20 protein-coding genes are annotated in these 17,077 nt (G+C 62.6%); 7 read left to right on the top strand and 13 right to left on the bottom strand.

Translation table 11 applies throughout. The features are described 5' to 3' along the window. Positions 1-10 precede the first annotated feature (10 nt). The 8 genes from GGC64_RS17875 to GGC64_RS17840 all read right to left on the bottom strand — a co-directional run bounded on the left by GGC64_RS17875 (position 11) and on the right by GGC64_RS17840 (position 6,542). A complete protein-coding gene (locus tag GGC64_RS17875; RefSeq protein ID WP_192723802.1) occupies positions 11-970 on the bottom strand; it encodes an MlaD family protein in 960 nt (319 codons plus the stop codon). Beyond that, positions 967-1,968: an MlaD family protein gene (locus tag GGC64_RS17870; RefSeq protein ID WP_192723801.1), complete on the bottom strand. Its 1,002-nt coding sequence runs from the start codon at positions 1,966-1,968 to the stop codon at positions 967-969. The genes GGC64_RS17875 and GGC64_RS17870 overlap by 4 nt, the downstream gene beginning before the upstream one ends. Then, the gene (locus GGC64_RS17865) at positions 1,965-2,987 is read right to left on the bottom strand and encodes a Mammalian cell entry related domain protein (RefSeq protein WP_192723800.1); all 1,023 of its coding nucleotides are present in this window, start codon (positions 2,985-2,987) and stop codon (positions 1,965-1,967) included. Before GGC64_RS17865 ends, GGC64_RS17870 begins: the two co-directional genes overlap by 4 nt. Before the next feature lie 7 nt (positions 2,988-2,994). Next, positions 2,995-3,843, bottom strand: a complete 849-nt coding sequence (locus GGC64_RS17860) for an ABC transporter permease (RefSeq protein ID WP_192723799.1) — start codon at positions 3,841-3,843, stop codon at positions 2,995-2,997. After that, positions 3,843-4,763, bottom strand: coding sequence for an ABC transporter permease (locus GGC64_RS17855; RefSeq protein ID WP_192723798.1), 921 nt, complete (start codon positions 4,761-4,763; stop codon positions 3,843-3,845). The genes GGC64_RS17860 and GGC64_RS17855 overlap by 1 nt, the downstream gene beginning before the upstream one ends. Positions 4,764-4,892: 129 nt before the next feature. Then, positions 4,893-5,237, bottom strand: a complete 345-nt coding sequence (locus tag GGC64_RS17850) for a DUF1772 domain-containing protein (protein ID WP_192723797.1) — start codon at positions 5,235-5,237, stop codon at positions 4,893-4,895. 101 nt (positions 5,238-5,338) lie between these two features. Further along, the gene (locus GGC64_RS17845) at positions 5,339-5,926 is read right to left on the bottom strand and encodes a pyridoxamine 5'-phosphate oxidase family protein (protein ID WP_192723796.1); all 588 of its coding nucleotides are present in this window, start codon (positions 5,924-5,926) and stop codon (positions 5,339-5,341) included. Further along, the gene (locus GGC64_RS17840) at positions 5,913-6,542 is read right to left on the bottom strand and encodes a TetR/AcrR family transcriptional regulator (RefSeq protein ID WP_192723795.1); all 630 of its coding nucleotides are present in this window, start codon (positions 6,540-6,542) and stop codon (positions 5,913-5,915) included. Before GGC64_RS17840 ends, GGC64_RS17845 begins: the two co-directional genes overlap by 14 nt. Positions 6,543-6,714: 172 nt before the next feature. Between GGC64_RS17840 and GGC64_RS17835 the strand changes: the two genes are divergently transcribed. Continuing rightward, positions 6,715-6,876 (top strand): NAD(P)H-dependent oxidoreductase, encoded by a 162-nt coding sequence (locus tag GGC64_RS17835; protein WP_192723794.1) that lies wholly within the window; start codon positions 6,715-6,717, stop codon positions 6,874-6,876. A 56-nt stretch (positions 6,877-6,932) separates the two neighbouring features. Here GGC64_RS17835 and GGC64_RS17830 read toward each other — a convergent pair whose 3' ends face one another. Together GGC64_RS17830 and GGC64_RS35320 are read right to left on the bottom strand one after the other, a co-directional pair. After that, positions 6,933-8,078 (bottom strand): thiolase family protein, encoded by a 1,146-nt coding sequence (locus GGC64_RS17830; protein WP_192723793.1) that lies wholly within the window; start codon positions 8,076-8,078, stop codon positions 6,933-6,935. Next, positions 8,075-8,500, bottom strand: coding sequence for a Zn-ribbon domain-containing OB-fold protein (locus GGC64_RS35320; RefSeq protein WP_370582155.1), 426 nt, complete (start codon positions 8,498-8,500; stop codon positions 8,075-8,077). The genes GGC64_RS17830 and GGC64_RS35320 overlap by 4 nt, the downstream gene beginning before the upstream one ends. A 52-nt stretch (positions 8,501-8,552) precedes the next feature. On the opposite strand from GGC64_RS35320, the gene GGC64_RS17820 reads away from it, so the two are divergent. Genes GGC64_RS17820 through GGC64_RS17800 form a run of 5 tightly spaced genes read left to right on the top strand, consistent with a single transcriptional unit; the run spans position 8,553 to position 13,280 of the window. Next, on the top strand, positions 8,553-9,200 hold the full coding sequence (locus GGC64_RS17820) for a TetR/AcrR family transcriptional regulator (protein WP_192723792.1): 648 nt from the start codon (positions 8,553-8,555) through the stop codon (positions 9,198-9,200). Next, positions 9,197-10,744 (top strand): class I adenylate-forming enzyme family protein, encoded by a 1,548-nt coding sequence (locus tag GGC64_RS17815; protein ID WP_192723791.1) that lies wholly within the window; start codon positions 9,197-9,199, stop codon positions 10,742-10,744. Before GGC64_RS17820 ends, GGC64_RS17815 begins: the two co-directional genes overlap by 4 nt. Next, positions 10,737-11,552 carry an SDR family NAD(P)-dependent oxidoreductase gene (locus tag GGC64_RS17810; protein WP_192723790.1) on the top strand — a complete coding sequence of 272 codons (816 nt, stop codon included), beginning with the start codon at positions 10,737-10,739 and terminating at the stop codon, positions 11,550-11,552. Before GGC64_RS17815 ends, GGC64_RS17810 begins: the two co-directional genes overlap by 8 nt. Beyond that, positions 11,539-12,351, top strand: a complete 813-nt coding sequence (locus GGC64_RS17805) for a crotonase/enoyl-CoA hydratase family protein (RefSeq protein WP_370582154.1) — start codon at positions 11,539-11,541, stop codon at positions 12,349-12,351. The genes GGC64_RS17810 and GGC64_RS17805 overlap by 14 nt, the downstream gene beginning before the upstream one ends. Positions 12,352-12,356: 5 nt before the next feature. Next, complete coding sequence (locus GGC64_RS17800) at positions 12,357-13,280, top strand: SDR family NAD(P)-dependent oxidoreductase (RefSeq protein WP_192723789.1); 924 nt, start codon at positions 12,357-12,359, stop codon at positions 13,278-13,280. Positions 13,281-13,535: 255 nt separating this feature from the next. On the opposite strand, the gene GGC64_RS17795 is transcribed toward GGC64_RS17800, so the two are convergent. Then, the gene (locus GGC64_RS17795) at positions 13,536-14,048 is read right to left on the bottom strand and encodes a hypothetical protein (protein WP_192723788.1); all 513 of its coding nucleotides are present in this window, start codon (positions 14,046-14,048) and stop codon (positions 13,536-13,538) included. A 136-nt stretch (positions 14,049-14,184) separates the two neighbouring features. Between GGC64_RS17795 and GGC64_RS17790 the strand changes: the two genes are divergently transcribed. Then, a complete protein-coding gene (locus GGC64_RS17790; protein ID WP_192723787.1) occupies positions 14,185-14,967 on the top strand; it encodes an extracellular solute-binding protein in 783 nt (260 codons plus the stop codon). Between the two features lie 62 nt (positions 14,968-15,029). On the opposite strand, the gene GGC64_RS17785 is transcribed toward GGC64_RS17790, so the two are convergent. Together GGC64_RS17785 and GGC64_RS17780 are read right to left on the bottom strand one after the other, a co-directional pair. Next, positions 15,030-15,338, bottom strand: a complete 309-nt coding sequence (locus tag GGC64_RS17785; RefSeq protein ID WP_192723786.1) for a hypothetical protein — start codon at positions 15,336-15,338, stop codon at positions 15,030-15,032. 123 nt (positions 15,339-15,461) lie between these two features. After that, entirely contained in the window at positions 15,462-17,051 is a 1,590-nt protein-coding gene (locus GGC64_RS17780) for an adenylate/guanylate cyclase domain-containing protein (RefSeq protein WP_192723785.1), read from the bottom strand. Positions 17,052-17,077 lie beyond the last annotated feature (26 nt).

Below are 17,077 nucleotides of genomic sequence, written 5' to 3'. Positions count from 1 at the left end.
GACCTCACCGTTAGCACGGCGCGTCCGGCATGGGTATGCACAGGTCGGTCGCCAGCAGCTCTGGCGGCGCCTGTTGTACGTCAAGGATGCGTTCAATGTGTCGCTGGACGTCTTGCAGGCCTCTGATGATCACACCGTTGCGATCCACCCACAGCCGGCCCTTGGTCAGGAGGTTGCGCACCTTTTCGATGAACTCTGAACGATGGTTGGCGTAGAAATTGCCGATCGGCTTCAGCGCCTCGATCGCGACACCGAGACCGTTGAGAGCCCCCCCGAATCCCTTGCTGTAAATCTCAAGGATGGACTGGATGATCGCGATTTTTTGAATCAGTGCCTTGAATTCTTCGCGGTACTCGCTGAGCTGATTGATGTACTCGTCACTGAGGTTCAAGATGGCAGTGATCTGGCCGCGCTGCTTGTCGATGGCCGACATCATCGTATTGCCGGCTGTGACAATGGCATTCAGGGCATCCACGTTGTCGCCGCGCAGCCCGTTCTGTATTTCGTTGAGCGATTCGCTGATCGGCTTGGCGGCGATGGTATCCGTGATCTTGGTGACATCGCTCAGAGTTCGGATCAGGCTGTACGGCATGGTTACGCGCTCGCGCGGAATGGATCTGGCGCCCAGGGGAGCATCGCCCAGGGGAATGAGGTCGACGTAATAGCCACCCACGACGGTGAGCATCCGGACTTCGATGGTGGTCTTGTCTCCGATAAACACCTCGTCGTCGATGCGGGCCTGGATTTGGACGTCATCGGTTCTTAGCGACACGTCCTTGACCTCGCCAACCGGAATGCCGGCAACGCGTACCTGGTCTCCCGGCCGCACGGCCGCCGCGTCATCGGTGTAGAACGTGATCGTTTTCTGCCCGGGCGGGCTGACGTATAGCATTCCCGCGGTGACTGCTACCGCTGTCAGTAGGGCGAGCGCTATCGCCCCCCACGTCATCGGGTTCCGAAGCAGGTTCATCGGTTGCACAGCACCACCCGCTGGCCATTGAGTAACACGTCCATTGTCGTCGGCAGTTGCGCCCGACCTCGAGCGCACGGTTGGGGCTGGCCTGTCTCGGCTGGGGTGGGGATGTTCTCCCACATCACCGGAATGAGTTTGAACGCATCGAGGGTACGGTCGACATTGTTGAAGGCGGTGTCCATCGCGGTATCGATGTCCGCATTGGGGGAGAACCCGATGTTGGTGAGGAGACGTTGCAGTGGCTCAACGAAATCGGGACCATAGAGCTGCGATTTGCGGAATTCATCCAACACCGACAAAGCGCTGTCGATCGGGGTGTTCATTCCGTTGATCATCTGGATGAGGTCCTTTCCGTGGCCTTGCATGACCTCTGACACATCGGACAAGTTGCGCATCAGGGTCGCGATGACCTGTTGGCGGTTGGATAGGAACTCCGTGAGCTTGCGGATGCTGTCGAGTACGGGGGCAAGTCCGGTTCCGTCGCCGGCCAAGAAGTTGGCGACGTTGGCGGCGAATGCGTTCAGTTCTTCGGGATTTAGCGTCGCCAGTACGGGTTGTAAGCCGTTGAAAAGTCTGGTCACATCAAACGATGGGTGAGTCATGGTGGTGGGGACCGACGTCACCAGACTGGCTGCCGAGTAGTCCTCAGACGGACCAAGGACGTCGACGTAACGCGACCCGGTGAGGGTCTGATACTTGACGGCAAGTTGGGTACCGGAAACCACGCCGTACTTCTCGTTGAGCGTGAATTCCACGGCCGCCACGCTTGCGCCCTGTTGGCGTTGCAGCTTTGTTGCGGTGACCCGGCCTGCCAGAACGCCGCGGACACGTACGTCAGCCCCCTCATGTAACCCCGATATGTCGGTGAAAGTGGCTGTGTAACTGCGCGTTTTGGCCTTCACTGGCTGCGAGATCCCGCTCAAGAGAAGGACGAGCAGAATGACGGCGGCGGCCGCGCTTATCAGCAGTCGCCACAATGCGGCTCTGGGTTTCACGGCGTGTCTCCCATCGCGGCCAGGGGAGCGGCTACGCCCGGCAAGCTGTCCAGAACGATTTTGACCTGGAGTGCGCGTTGCTCACCGTTACCGCCGAGCAGCTTCTGTAACCGGGTACGCATCTGCACCAGAGTGTTCGAGAAGTCGTCTGGTCTGAATAGAGCAGGGATTGGGTCGGTGAGAGCCTTGACGCCCTCGATCGCGGGCAGCAGATCGTCCACGTAGTTGGATTCGACTCGCCCGAAGCCTCCGAACAACTCAGTTGAGCCCACACGCATGACCTCTTGAATGCCGTTGACCCAATCCTGCGCGTTGTACCGACGTGGCACCGCGGTGAAGCCTTCGCCGGAGCCCAACAACGCGTCGGTGAAGGAGGGAAACGCGACAGCAATCCCGGTGGTATTGGTTAATAGCCTTGCTGTCGGGACGGTTTGGACGGCGGCGACCGCCTGAGTGGTGATCAGGACCGTCTCGATCAGAGGAGTGAGGCCGTCGGTGTACTGCACGGTGCGATCTAGGACCGATATCAGTTGGGGGGTGAGCGCGCTGACGGAAACCTGGCCGAGACGGGCCAAGACGGCCTGCAGCGTGGCATTGGCCTGCGGCACGGTATGGATCTGCATGCCGTCGCGGAGGTCTCGGCCACCCTGTGCGGCGACAACGTTAACTCCCGTCACCCCAAAGTAATTGACTGGCCTGAATTCGATCTTCATGGAGTCCGTCAGACCGGCCGTCGGGACCTTCTTGAGGGCGCTGATCATTCTGACACCACCACCGGGCAAGCTGGAGATCGATGTGACGACGCCTACCTGGACGCCATGCATGACGATGGCCGTGCCCGCGCGCACACCCTGGCCGACGAAAGGTGTGTCGATGGCGACGGAAATTTGGTCAGTTGTTGGGCGGGCGAATGGATGTGACGTGACGGCGAAGCCTGTCGCGATGGCACAAGCCACCACCACGGCGCCGGCAAGCGTCAGTCTTCGTTCCTGGGATTCCTGCGATCCTCTGAGCAGCATGATGTGGCTAACCTCGAAAAACGAATTGTGGTTGGATTCCCCAAAGCGCCACGGTGGTCATGAAATCGAGGACCATGACCATAACGAGGCTGGCGCGCACTGCGCGGCCGGACGCTTGCCCGACACCGGCTGGTCCACCCGAGGTGAAATATCCGTAATAGCAATGAATCAGCGTCACCGCGACGCAGAACACACTTGCTTTTATCGTTGAGTAGGCGAGATCTGTTGGAGTGAGGAACATGCTGAGGTAGTGGCTGTACGTGCCGCCCGGCTGGTTGTACAGAACCGTGATGAAGATGCGCTGCACGACGAACGCGCCGACGAGTGTAAGTAGGTATCCGGGTATCACGACCAATAGGCCACCGATGAGTCGCGTCCCGACCACAAACGGGATGGGCCGAAGGCCAAGCGCTTCAACCGCATCGATCTCGTCCGAAATGCGCATCGCACCAATTTCGGCCGTCATGCGGCAGCCCGCCTGCGAGGTGAAAGCAATACCGGCCACCAGAGGGCCGATCTCGCGGACGGTGCCAACCCCGCCGATGATGCCTGAGAGTGCACCAAAACCGATGAGGTTCAGTATCGCGAATCCCTCGATGGCCACGGAGGCGCCGACGGCAATGCCGAGCAGAAGCAACACACTGATTGTGCCGCCGTCCACGATGAGTGAGCCCCGCCCCCAGGCCAGACTATTCATCGCCTGCAATGTCTGCCGGTAATAGCGACGTACGGTCAAAGGCACGTACCAGAACGTCTGGCAGATGAAAAGAGCCCACTGGCCGGCAACCATCAGCTGGCGCCGGATCGGCCGCAGCGACAGCCAGCGGATGCTGGGGAGTGCCGATGGAGTACCCATCACGCCACCACCGTCGGAAAGAACATGACCTCGAGCTGGGTGATCGCGAGGTTAGCGATCACGATGAAGATGACGTTGACTACGACTGACGAACTCACCGCGTCGGCAACCCCACGAGGGCCACGAGTAGCTTCTATACCTCGCAGCGAGGAGATGATCGCGACGAGCGCCGCGAACACAAGGGTTTTGATGATCGCGAACCAGACATCTGTCTGCTGGGCGAACAGGCCGAACGACTGCCAGAAACTGCCTGGAGTCACGTCGCTCAGTGTGATGGCCAGGATGTAGGACGCCGTCGTACCCGAGACCAGGATCACTGTGATCAGGATCGGCGCGATCGCAACCAATGCGAGAAACCGTGGCACCACGAGTCGGCGGACGGGATCCACACCCATAACCCGCAGAGCGTCCAGTTCTTCGCGTATCGCTCTGGCGCCGAAGTCGGATGCAATCGCCGACGCCGCAGCGCCGCCCATTAAGAGCCCAGCGGTGATTGGCGCTCCTTGGCGGACAACCCCGGTACCGCTTGCCGCACCTAGAAGTGAGCTTGCCCCCATCTGATTTACCAAGCCCGAGGAAACGATGGAGACCATTCCGCCGAACGGGACAGCCATCAGAACAGCGGGAATCGCGGTTACTGTCAGCAACAGCCACGCCTGTACCAAGAACTCGCCAATGGGCAGTCGCAACGTCAGAGTGTCGATAATTGAGTAGCGCAGCACCGCGGCGCCGAGCGCCGCGCCGCGCCCGATCGTGGCGATCGATCGGACAGGAATCGAGAGGATCAGTGATGCGGCATTTCCACGCTCGCCGGAGGTAGCCGCTCGAGGTTTCTTCGCGCGCCGTGTGGGGGCAGCCCTTGTGACGGCAAGGGCGGCGGACTCGCCCTGGGTGGACGTATCGCTGAGGCCGGTCGTCATGATGGTCTGCAAACTCCAGGCAGTCGGTCGCGGCCTGGATCGAACTCATCTGCCACACGGGATTTTTCAGTCCGGCTTGTGGCAGGTCCAGCGACTACGTTGTCGTTCTGACCGAAGAGTTGCATCTGGCTAGGTAACCGCCGCGGCCAGACTGGCTAGAGCGGCGAGTGCCACAACGGTGCGACACCAATGGAAGCGACGCCAGGTAAGCCGTAGCTGGTCGGCGCCCTCCGGCGCCTGCCCTTCTGGGAGCTTCCGAAACTTCGAATTCATCGGCTCAGCAAGGGATATGGATGCGACCATGATCACCACAATCAGCCCCACACCGACCCATGCCAGCACAGCTGAGCGCCCGTCGCTGTTCAATGCGAATACCACCGCGCTCATACCGCTGATTACGCCCATGATCGGTATCAAGGGATCCAGCCGGTAGAGAGCGCGGCGAAAGTCGACGACGTACTGGTCCACAGGCATGCGTGACCACAAATTAACCCGCTCCACCGCGACGATCAGGATCGCGCCACTGAACAGACCACCGAAAAAGATTGCGAGCCAAGCACTCGTGTGAATGAGTGTCACGATGTCGCACGCCCGTCGCCGTCGGCAGTCACCGGTGTATGCAGCTTATTCTCGTACTGTGATACGGCTGCGACGTGTTTTCCATCAGGGCTAAACGTGACGATCTTTCGCCACAACAGCCGCACTCGGTTGTCGTTCCAGAGTGCCTCGACCGGCGCGATACGGATGAACGTTTGGTGGTGGGCTGTGCCTTTGTCGAAGGTGTCGTACAACGACATGTCTTTCATCCACGCGAACTGCTCGCGGCTGACTTCGATCGCCCTCTGAATTTCCGCGGGGTCGGTGACGAAGGAAGCGATACCTTCGACCTGGATAGCCCGCAGATTTCCTCGTCCGTAGAAACCGTCCGGCGGGATAGCCGCGATGGTGTAGCTGACGCGATTGTCGCGGGCGATTGCTTCGTGCTTACGGGAGTAGGTAAACGTGTGCAGGTAGACGACGAGGCCATCGGACGCAAAATGCATCATCGATACTGCTGGACCCCCCTTTGGGCCCATGACTGCTAGCGAGCCAATCTCCTCGGTGCGTAGCAGCTCGGCGATATCACTCTCGATTTGCGCGAGGGTGGGTTCACTGGTTGACATCGCGGCGGGGCTCCTCGTCGTGGGCGTTGAGTACGGGAATGACTGTGTTGTCGACGAATTCGACCTGCTGTCCCTCGTCGAACCCGTCTGACTGAAGCAGGAAGCGCACCATCATCTGCCCGATCGCGATCTCGTAAAGGACGGTCGCCAAGCGGGGATTGTGCAATTCGCCCCTGCCGATGGCGCGCTGGATGACATCGCGACAATCACGCCGGCGCGGTTCGACCGCAGTCGCACGTACGGCCATCGCGATGGCCGAATCTTTCTGCGCAGCAGCCAGGAGGCTCGCAAATGCGCCAGCGTCCTCAGTGATCGCCACCTTTGCCAACAGCGCGATCAGCGCAATGAGATCTTCGCGCAGACTTGTAGCGCCTGCGGGCAACTCCGGATGATGCTCCGACGCCGAGATCAGCGCCGCGCACACAAGTGCCGACTTATCGGGCCATCGTCGATAGATCGTCGTCTTGCTGGAGCCTGCGCGCGCGGCGACCGCGTCGATTGTGAGTTGGTCGTATCCGCTCTCGCCAAGCAGCTGCATAGTCGCGTCCAAAATCGCGGCGGCGCGGCTGGCGCCACGGCCGTGCGGGACTGAGGGCGGGTGTGTGTTCCAGATCATATCGTACGACAGCGTATCGATCTGTAGAAGAAATGCAAGCTGTTCGGCCAAAGTGGTCTGGCCTATCAGTACACATTCGTATCGACACGACGCGCGCTGGCCCGGCGGCGTGTAGTGGGGCTAAGCGCCGCGGGCCGATGGTGGGAACTAGAGGCGCCAGGCCCGATTAGACGTGACGCGGACAGCGACCAAATGGCAACGCATCACCACAGAGGTCGAAAGGGTGCGTGAGTTCGACCGCATCGTGGTCTCGTCACCGATCTGGAACTGGTCGCTGCCCTACCCGTTGAAGGCCTGGATCGACACCCGTTTTCTAACTAGAGCCCGCAATTGAATGGTTTCAGACCACGAACCAGTCGGAGTCTTGATCGGCCGACGCGCGCAGGCGGGTCAGCGTTGGGTGAGGACATGCACGACGCACACTGCGCCAAGACCGACCATGTGGGCCAAACCCGTTCGGGCGCCCTGGTGTTGGCGTGGGCCGGCTTCACCGCGCAGTTGTGTGGTGAGTTCGGCGATCTGGCCGACTCCGGTAGGGCCGATCGGGTGGCCCATCGACAGCAGGCCGCCGGAGGTGTTGATCGCGACGCGGCCGCCACGGTCGAATTCACCGGCGGCTAGCGCGGCTGCGGCCTGGCCGTCCTTGCACAGTCCGATCGCTTCGGCGTAGAGCAGTTCTTCGACGGTGAAAGCGTCGTGAAGCTCGACCAGATCGAGGTCCTCAGGCGTCATGTTCGCTTCGGCCAACGCTTGCCTGGTTGTTTCGCGCGTGAGCGCTGCATCGAAATTGGTTGTTCCATAGATCATCTCGGACCGCGCCGCTGAGGCGGCTACAGTCACCGTTCGTTGTTCGTCGATGCCCAGGCGTTCGATCGCGTCATCACTGGCCACGATAGCCGCGGCCGCGCCCTGTCCGATCGGGCAGCATTGCAGCCTGGTAAAGATGCCGCTGATCAAGGGCGGGGCCAAGATCTCCTCAAGGGTTCGGGCTTTGGGTCGCTGGGCGTTGGCGTTCAGTACCGAGTTGGCGCTGTTCTTGACGGCGACGGCGGCGATCTGCTCAGCGGACGCCCCGCTGTCGAACATGTAGCGCTGCGCCAACAGCGCGAAGTGAGTCACCGGCGACATACGATTGCCCACGAGTTCGGTGATGCCAGCGGCCTTCTGCGGCATGCTCACCTGTACGGGCTTGTCCACGCCGACGGCGATCGCGACGTCGGCCAAGCCGCAAGCCACGTCGATGCAGGCTTGCCGAAACGCCGTGGATCCTGACGCGGAGGCGTTTTCGACCTGGGTCATCGGGATACCGGTGACGCCAAGGTGTCGATACATCAAGCGTGACAACGCCATCGAGGTGGTGGCAGTGCCGGTGTAGGCGCTGTCGATGTCCGTCCACTGCAGCTTGGCATCAGCTAGTGCGCCGCGGATGGCGTGCACACCCAGCTGCGTGTAAGGGGTGTCGTCGGGCTTTTGGTAAGGATGCAGTCCGATGCCGACCACGCGAACGGGTCGCAGTTGTGCCAGTGCCGATTTCACGAGGTCACCTCCTGTGCGGCGGGGTGCGGATCGGTCGGTGCGAAGACCGGTTCGACGATCTCGGCACCGTCGGCGTTGGTCGCGCTCACCAACCAGTGCGCGCTGACCGCATCGCCGATCGCCACGGTCGCCTCGGGCGCCACCATGGCGTGGATGAGCGGACCGTCGTCCAAGAGCACCTCGGCCACGGTGAATGGTGGATCGGGTTTACCGAAGTGCACATGCACCACGGCGAACGAGTGCACGGTCCCCGCGGTGGACAGCGTCTCAGGTTGGAGTTGCTCGCCCCAGGCGCCGCATCGCTCACAACCGATGACTGTCGGCGGGAACATCACGAACGAGCATCTGGCGCATCGTGTTCCGCTAAGGGCTGGGGTCTCGGAATCGGCTCGGTAGAGCCCGGGATGAGCAGGGGAGCGCACTCCGCCTCCTAAGTTACTTGCTAATCAGTTAACAAATATGTACGTTAGCACCATGCGATCGGATTCCAAAAGCCCCGAGCGGCGGCGCCAGCAGGACCGCCGGGCACAAGCCGAAGCCGCGATGCTCGATGCGGCGGCGCGATTGTTCGCTCGCCGCGGCGTCGACCAGACCACGACAGCCGAGATCGGCGAGGGCGCCGGTTACAGCCGTGGGCTGCCCACCCAGCACTTCGGATCGAAAGCCGACCTGGTGGAACGGCTCGCGCGGCGCAGCCAGAGCGACTTCGTCGCGCAGCTGCCCGATTTCGACGGCGACGAGGTCACCGCACTGATCGCTCTATGCCGTTCGTATCTGACCGGTATCGATCACAGTTCGGAGGCCACGCGCGCGTTCTACGTCATGTGGGGTGCGGCCTTGCCCCTGGAGGCGCCATTGCGGCCCATCTTCGTCGGTCACGACGGCCAGTTCCGGATGGGTATTGAAGCGCTCATCCGATCCGGGCAGCGCCACGGCACGGTGTCTGCCGACGTCGATGCCGGCGGTGCCGCGACCGCGCTGGTGGGCCTGCTGCGCGGGATCAGCGCGCAATACCTCATCTCATCCGACGACATCGACCTGTCGGCGGCCGAGAATGCGTGCATCTTCTTCGTGCAGGCGTTGACGGGCGTCTCGACGAGCACACATGAAGGGCTACAATGACTTTGACAAGTCCCGAGCCCGGCACTCCAGAGCACTGGGCCAAGACTCGACCCACCGCAGTCGCGGTCATCGATGGCGACGACGAGCTGACCTATGGGCAGTGGAACGACATGGCCGACCGGGTCGCCGAAGGGCTCGCGCAGCACGGTCTCGGCGCTGGCGACCGATTGGGCATGCGTTTCCGCCTCGGCATCGAATGGTTCGTCATTCAGCGGGCCCTGCAGAAGCTGGAGGTGGCCCACGTCGCGGTCAACTGGCGTCTGACTCCTGATGAGGCGATCTACATCCTGCGCGACAGCCAAGCAAAAGGATTGGCCTGCAACGATTCCGCTGCCGACAGCTGGTACGGGCACGACACCGGTCTACTGATCACCGTCGGACAACCTGCGGGTACACCCGGTCTGCGCTATGAGGACCTGCTCGAAACCCGGCCTGCTGAGCCGCGGTTCGGCCCGCTTCGTCCGTCTTTGGTGCTTTACACCTCCGGCACCACCGGCCGTCCGCGCGGCGTACCACCCCTGGACATGGCGCAGATCACCGACGTCGACCGTTTGATGCGGTATGCGGCCTCTGTGTCAGCGGTGCCGCCCACCGCGGCCGGCGCGGTGGTGTTGCTTGCCTTGCCGATCCATCACGGCGCTGGGCCGGCCGCGGCCACGTCAGCGTGCGCCAATGGCGGCACCGTCGTGCTGCTGGACCCTTTCGACGCCGAAACTGCGTTGCAGCTGATCGAACGGCATGCCGTTCAGGTATGGACTGCGGTGCCCACTATGTTGCTGCGCATCCAGGCGCTTCCGGAAGCGGTGCTGGAAAAATACGACCTGTCCTCGTTGCGTGTGCTGAGTACCGGTGCCGCGCCGGTGCCCCAATCACTGAAGGAATGGATCACCCATCGCCTCGGCGACGACGTGCTTTGGGAGGCGTACGGCGCCAGCGAAGTTGGGATGATCACCTACCTGTCGCCGGAGGCGCAACTGACCAAGCCCGGTACGAGCGGCCTGCCCTACGACGGTGTCGAGATCGCGATCGTCGATGAGGACTGGAACCGGTTGCCGGTCGGTCAGACCGGGGAGATCGCGGTGAACACGCCGATGGGCTTCCGCCGGTACCTCGGCGGCAAGGATCTCGGCGCAGAGGTGATCCACGACGGCTTCTACCGCACGGGCGATATCGGCCATCTCGACGAGGGCGGCTACCTCTACATCACCGACCGTGTGAAAGACATGATCGTCGCCGGTGGAGTGAACATCTATCCCGCCGAGATCGAGAAGGCGTTGGTGGCCCACCCGCGAGTGATCGATGCAGCAGTGATCGGAATACCCCACGACGACTTCGGGGAGCAACCCATGGCGTTCATCGTCGCCGCTCCCGACAGCCGGCCCAGCCCGGACGACCTGCTGAGCTTCCTCGACGGCCGATTGGCGTCCTACAAGAAGCCTCGCCGTTTCACCTTTGTCGACGAGCTTCCCCTCAACCCCTCCGGAAAAATTCTCAAAACCGAACTGCGCGAGCCATTCTGGCGCGAACATGACCGCAATGTCTGATGCTGCCGCGGTTGCGCCGCAGCGCATTGGTGACATGTTGTGCCTGCGCGGGGAAGTGGCGTTGGTGACAGGAGCTGGCCGCGGGATCGGGGAAACGACCGCCCATTTCCTGGCTGCCCAAGGCGCTGCCGTCGCGGTCAATGACTACCATCCCGAACGCGCGGCGGGGGTCGTGGCAGCAATCCAGGCCGAGGGCGGCACGGCGGTCAGCGTCTCCGGTGACGTCACCGATTACCGGTCGATCACCTCGGTCGTCGCCTCGGCCAGACACCACCTGGGTCCAGTGACCATCCTGGTCAACAACGCCGGCAACGCCGGCGCCACGAGCGCTGGCAATCGAAATCCCTTCTGGGACAGTGATCCTGAGTCTTGGGAGCCGTATCTGTCGGTGAATCTCGATGCCGTGCTCTACAGCTGCCGCGCTGTAGTTCCCGCCATGATCGAGGCCGGTCACGGACGCCTGATCACCGTGATCAGCGAAGCCGGCCGCGTCGGGGAAGCCGGTATGGAGGCGTACTCGGCGGCCAAGGCCGGCGCCGCAGGACTGATGCGCGCCTTGGCCCGCAGCCTGGCCCGTTTCCACATCACCGCCAACAGCATCTCGATCGGGATCACCGACACCCCCGCGATGAACACGGTGCTGGCCGACACTGTGCTGACCAATCGGGTAATGAGCCGCTATCTCGTCCGCCGTCCCGGCCAACCCAGCGATGTCGCCGCCATGGTGACCTATCTGGCCTCGGCCACGGGAAGTTGGATCACCGGCCAAACCTATTCCGTCAACGGAGGATTCAGTGTCAACCAGTAACAGCACGCCCACCCCGACAACGGAGTCGGACGCAGCCGATCTCATCGTCACCGAACGCATCGGCGATCACATTCTGCTCATCAAGATGAACCGCCCGCACCGTCGCAACGCCTTCGACGGCGCCACTGCTGCAGCCATGGAAGCAGTCATCGACGACTACGAGGCCGACGACGCCATGCGCTGTGCCATCATCACCGGCTCGGATGTCGTGTTCTCGGCGGGACAAGACCTCATCGCCGCGGCATCCGGCGACATGGCCACCACCGAGCGCCGAGGCGGATTCGGCATCATGGCACTCCCGCCGGTCAAGCCGGTCATCGCCGCAGTCGAGGGACACGCGCTGGCCGGCGGACTCGAGTTGTGCTTGGCGTGTGACCTGATCGTCTCCTCGCGCACCGCCAGCATGGGCATCCCCGAGGCCGCGCGCTCCCTAGTCGCGATCGGTGGCGGGTGCTTCCGCCTGCCCAAACGCATCCCTTACCACCTGGCCATGGAACTGGCCATCACGGGAAAGAGTTGGCCGGCAACACGATTTGCCGACCTCGGTCTGGTCAACAAACTCACCGAACCCGGGCACGCCGTCGCTGGCGCTCTGGAACTTGCACGCGACGTTGCGGCCGCCGGACCAATCGCCGTCAAGGCGACCAAACAAATCGTCAGTCATTCCTACGACTGGACCGACGCCCAAGGCTGGCAGAACCAAATGGAATACGTGAAACCCCTGCTGTCCTCGGCCGACCTGCAGGAAGGGCTGCATGCCTTCGCTGAGAAACGTCCACCGCACTGGCAAGGAAAGTAGACCTCATGATCATCGAACCAACCCTGCGATCAAACCTGTTGGCCGGCCAGGTCGCCATCGTTACCGGTGGGGCCCGCGGCATCGGTGGTGCCACTGCCACCATGCTCGCGGCCAACGGAGCACATGTCGTAATCGCCGAGGTGGACAAAGACAAAGCCGATGAAGCCGTCGCTACCCTCACCGCGGAATTCGGTATCGATGCCGCCTCGGCACACATCGTCGACCTGGTGGCTCCTGATGCCTGCGACGAACTAGTCGCCCACACCGTGGCCACGTTCGGTGGTCTGGACATCGTGGTCAACAACGCCGGCTACGCCTGGGACTCCAAGGTGTACGCGATGAGCGACGAGCAGTTCCAAGCGATGCTCGACATTCACTTGATCGTGCCGTTCCGCCTCGCCCGGGCTTGTGCACCAGTATTCCGTGAGGCTGCCAAAGCCGATGCGGCACAAAAGAGCCCGCGGCACCGCAAAACGGTCATGGTGTCCTCGATGGCCGGCGAGTGGGGCCTGGACGGCGCGGCAAACTACGCCTCCGCGAAAGCGGGGATGCTGGGGCTGATGCGCTCGCTGGCCCGCGAATGGGGGTCGATCAACGTCAATGTCAACGCTGTGGGCTTCGGCATCATCCAAACCCGCTTCGGCCTGCCGCAGTCCGAGCGCGAAGTCATTCACACCGGAGGCCGAACCATCTCGGTGGGCATGCCGGCCAAACAAGCCCAGCGGATGGGTGTGGTGCTCGACCCTGACCATCCTCCTACCGACACCGAAATCTACTCGCCCAAAACATTTCCCGGCATTGTCCTCGGGCGCACCGGCAGCATCCGCGAAGCCGCCGACGCTGTCTTCTGGCTGTGCTCACCTCTATCGGACTATGTGACCGGCCAAATGATCGCCGTCAACGGCGGAGCACCGGGAGGAATGAGCTGATTTAGCAGCGCGGCCCGCGTGGAAACGCGAATACAGTTGGGGACAGGTGATAGGCATCGAGTTGCCTCGAGTGCGACGGTCAGCTTGTCGCCGCCGAAAATTGCATTCCGAGAGCCGATTGATCAGCGTCTGCCACATCCTCGATGAGGACGGGAAGCCGTGCAGCGGCAATACCGCGGGCGCGCATCGGGTGGGCCAGGCTCGCGATAGAACACATTCATGCCATCGCGAACCTACCCGCGGAGCTTGCGTGCACTAGACCTCGCGACGGTATTTGAAAAGCGCCAGGGCCAGCAGCACGCACGTCACGAGGTTGTAGGCACTCAGTACGCCGTAGACGAAGCTGTCGCGCGGATCGAAGCCGAGGACGCCGGGCGCATGGTGTGCGACGTTGCTCGCACAGACGAAAGTCAATGTCGCCCACCCCAAAGCTGTGAGAGCGCTGAAAACGAGCGCTGCTCGGGGTCCCAAGCAGGAGAGCAGCGCCAGCGTGCCGACGACCAGCAGAAGGCCGGCGTGTGGCGGGGTTACTTTCAGGCCGAGCATCGGGATACCGTCCGCGCCGAAGCGGGTGTATCCCATCGACCAGGCCAGCGCTACACCGCCGAGCACGCCGATCACGAGTCCCTCGACCATCAACAACCCTTGTCCCGCACGGGAGCTCAGACGGTCGTCTTCTGCGGGCCGCGTCGTGTCGCCATCGGCGAGCCGCACCCGAGGCTCGCTGACCATCGTCGTGTGGCGGACGACGCCTCCAACCTTTCCCACGTGCTCAAGCCTGCCCCCTGGTGATCCTTTATGGGATGAACGCAAGCCAATTCGCAGGTGACGTGACGCAAGTCCACAACATGACATACCGGTGTGAGTTTCATTCGCTGGAGCTGAATCGGTATGGTCATGACCGATGCGCGGCCGATTCGAGCGAACAATGGCAGCCGGGATTCTCTTGGTGGTCACGGCGAGTGGCTGCAGCGCGCAGTCACACCCGGTACCGACGACGTCGATCACGGTGTACGCATCGTCGGCGATGATCAAGAGCCTCACTGCGATCGGCAAGCGATTCGAGGCCGAAAACCCCGGGACTTCAGTCGAATTCATCTTTGCGGGCTCGTCGGGCCTTTCGGAAGAGTTGGCGGACGGTAACGGTGCGGACGTCTTCGTATCCGGTGACCACGAGAACATGGCAGCAGTCGAAAAAGCCGGTCTCATCGATTCGACTCCGGTACCGATCGCGGCAAACAGCCTGGTCATCGCCACGGCGTCGGGCAACCCTGCTCATCTGGCCTCGCTGGCAGACCTGGCCCGACCCGGAGTGCGTGCGGCGGTGTGCGGTGGGCCGGGCACCTGCGGGTCTGTGGTCCGCCAACTCGAAGACCGCTCGGGGATCCGGCTGAACCCGGTGAACATCGACATGACCGAAACGGACGTTCTCCGAGACGTAGGCACGGGGAAAGTCGACGCGGGTCTGGTGTTCAAGACCGATGTGCTGAACGCCGGCGACAACGTTTCGTGGTTCGCCTTTCCTGAGGCCGCCGACGCGACGGTCACCTCGTGGATCGCACCGTTGAAGGACTCTGATCAAGCCCAACTCGCGAAGAAGTTCGTGGAGGATGTCACCGACGTCGCCAGCCGAAAGGTCTTCGCCGACGCCGGCTTTGCCGAACCGAACGAAAAGTTCGACAGCTAGCAGAGCGCGAGCGCGACGAAGCGGGCCGCCGGATTGTGGCGACCCGCCTCGAACTCGACTCGCTACAGCGGAATCCACTGACCGAGGAACCAGAAGCCCCAGCCGTTTCCGTCACCGGCGGGAACGGGGTTCACCTGCTGACCCATCCAGTTGAACGGCTGATGGTCACCGCGGGCCTGGTCGATGCCGCGACCGTGCCAGTCGACGGGGCCGGGGCCGCGGTCGTCGTGGTGGTCTCCACACACTGGTTGGCCCGGGCGGTCGCAACCCCACGGATCTGCGCTTGCCGTTCCAAGACCGACACCGAACAGCCCGGCAACTCCGATTCCAGCTGCGAGCGCCGATGCGGACAACGCACGTTTGAAAGACATTTCCTCACTCCGTTTCTCGTCGTGCGGCAATCGCTGCCACCCGACGAAACGTTATGAGGCCGACTTTGGTTGGCTCTGTGCTGACGATGTGCGCCCGCTGTGCAACCGATTACAGATTGACAACTACACGGGCAACGCAAGCCTGGTCGGCTCGTCGTGGCCACGCAACGTCACCGTGTCCCCGAAAGTCCAATGACGACATTCGCTTTCGCTGGCGTTGCGAACCGTGTCCGACGATGCCAGCAAGTGTCCGGGCGTCTCCTTGGACAGTTCGCAGAGCCTGGCTGCTTCGTTGACCGGCTCGCCGATGACGGTGTACTCGAAACGTTCTTTGGCGCCGACGTTTCCGGCGACGGCCTCGCCCGAGGCAACTCCGATACCGGCTTCGAAGTCGGGCACCTCGTCGCGGATCCGGCGCGCGATGGCGCGACTGGCCGCCAGCGCCTCGTCTTCGGGATTGTCCAGATGATTCGGAGCGCCGAACACTGCCAACGCCGCATCGCCCTCGAACTTGTTCACAAAGCCGTGGTGGCGGTCGACTTCCTCGACGATCACGGCGAAGAACCGGTTCAGCAGGTCGACCACTTCGGTCGCAGGCCGGCCCGTCACCAGCTGTGTCGAGCCGATGATGTCGACGAAAATCATTGCGACGTGGCGTTCTTCGCCACCCAGCTTGGGCCGCTGCTGTTCGGCGGCGGCCGCAACCTCGCGCCCAACGTGGCGGCCGAACAGGTCGCGAACCCGTTCGCGTTCACGTAGCCCGCCCACCATCGTGTTGAATCCGCGCTGCAGCTCGCCGAGTTCGGTGCCGTCGAAAACCACCACGTTGCAGTCGAAGTCGCCCTGTTCGACGTGCTTGAGCGCCGCCCGCACCACGCGCACCGGAGTCGCGGTCAGCCAGGACACGATGTACATCAGGATGAAGCCGACAAGCAACGCAACGATCGCCAAAATCCATACCGCGACGGCAAATTGCGTCTCGGTGAGGTTCTGCAGCGACACCGCGAACACCGCGAGCAACGCGATTCCGACCACGGGCAGTGATCCGAGAAACCACACGACCATCAGCCTGCCCATGATCCCCGCGGTGAGCCGGCGCGGGGGCGGACCAGCCTCCAGCGCCTGCGCCGCCACCGGTCGCAACGCGAACTCGGTCAACAGGTAGCACGCCGTCGCGATCACCGCACCGGCGAAGCTGATGGTGAACAGGAACCGCGGGATGAACGTCGTGTTCTGCAATCCGTACAGGGTGGTGAAGAGCGCCGCGCCGATACCCCACAGGATCAGGTGCGCCCTTGCCACCCGCCACGGGGCGAGGAATGCGTTGAGCTGGTCCTCGTGCGTCGGCGCGCGCTCCTCGATGGCCCATCGCAGTGCGTTGACCGTTCGGCGCGTGATCCAAAAGGTGCCGATCAACAGTGCCACCAGCACGTACGCCGGGCACACCACCCAGGTCACCCAGAACGGCGCGTCGCTGAAAACACTCGGCACTGGAAAAGCCACGGTCACCAGGAGCAGCGCGGCGCCGATGCCGATGACGTTGGCGACCAAGATGAACACGGTCAGGATCACCTGGATACGGACCCGTCGGCGCGCCTGACTTTCGGTGGACTTGCCAAGCAGCCACGACCCGTAATCGGGCGTATCGGGCAGCCGACCGCTCTGCCTGGTCACCTTCTCCAGGACACGGCCCAGCCTCTGCGCAACGCTCATCGTGGCTCAGCCTAATTTGGCGGTCG

The sequence above is a fragment of the Mycobacterium sp. OAS707 genome (genome assembly GCF_014873705.1).
GTDB lineage: Bacteria > Actinomycetota > Actinomycetes > Mycobacteriales > Mycobacteriaceae > Mycobacterium.
Note: the sequence above shows the minus strand (reverse complement) of the source record. Positions and strands in the feature narration are given on the sequence as shown.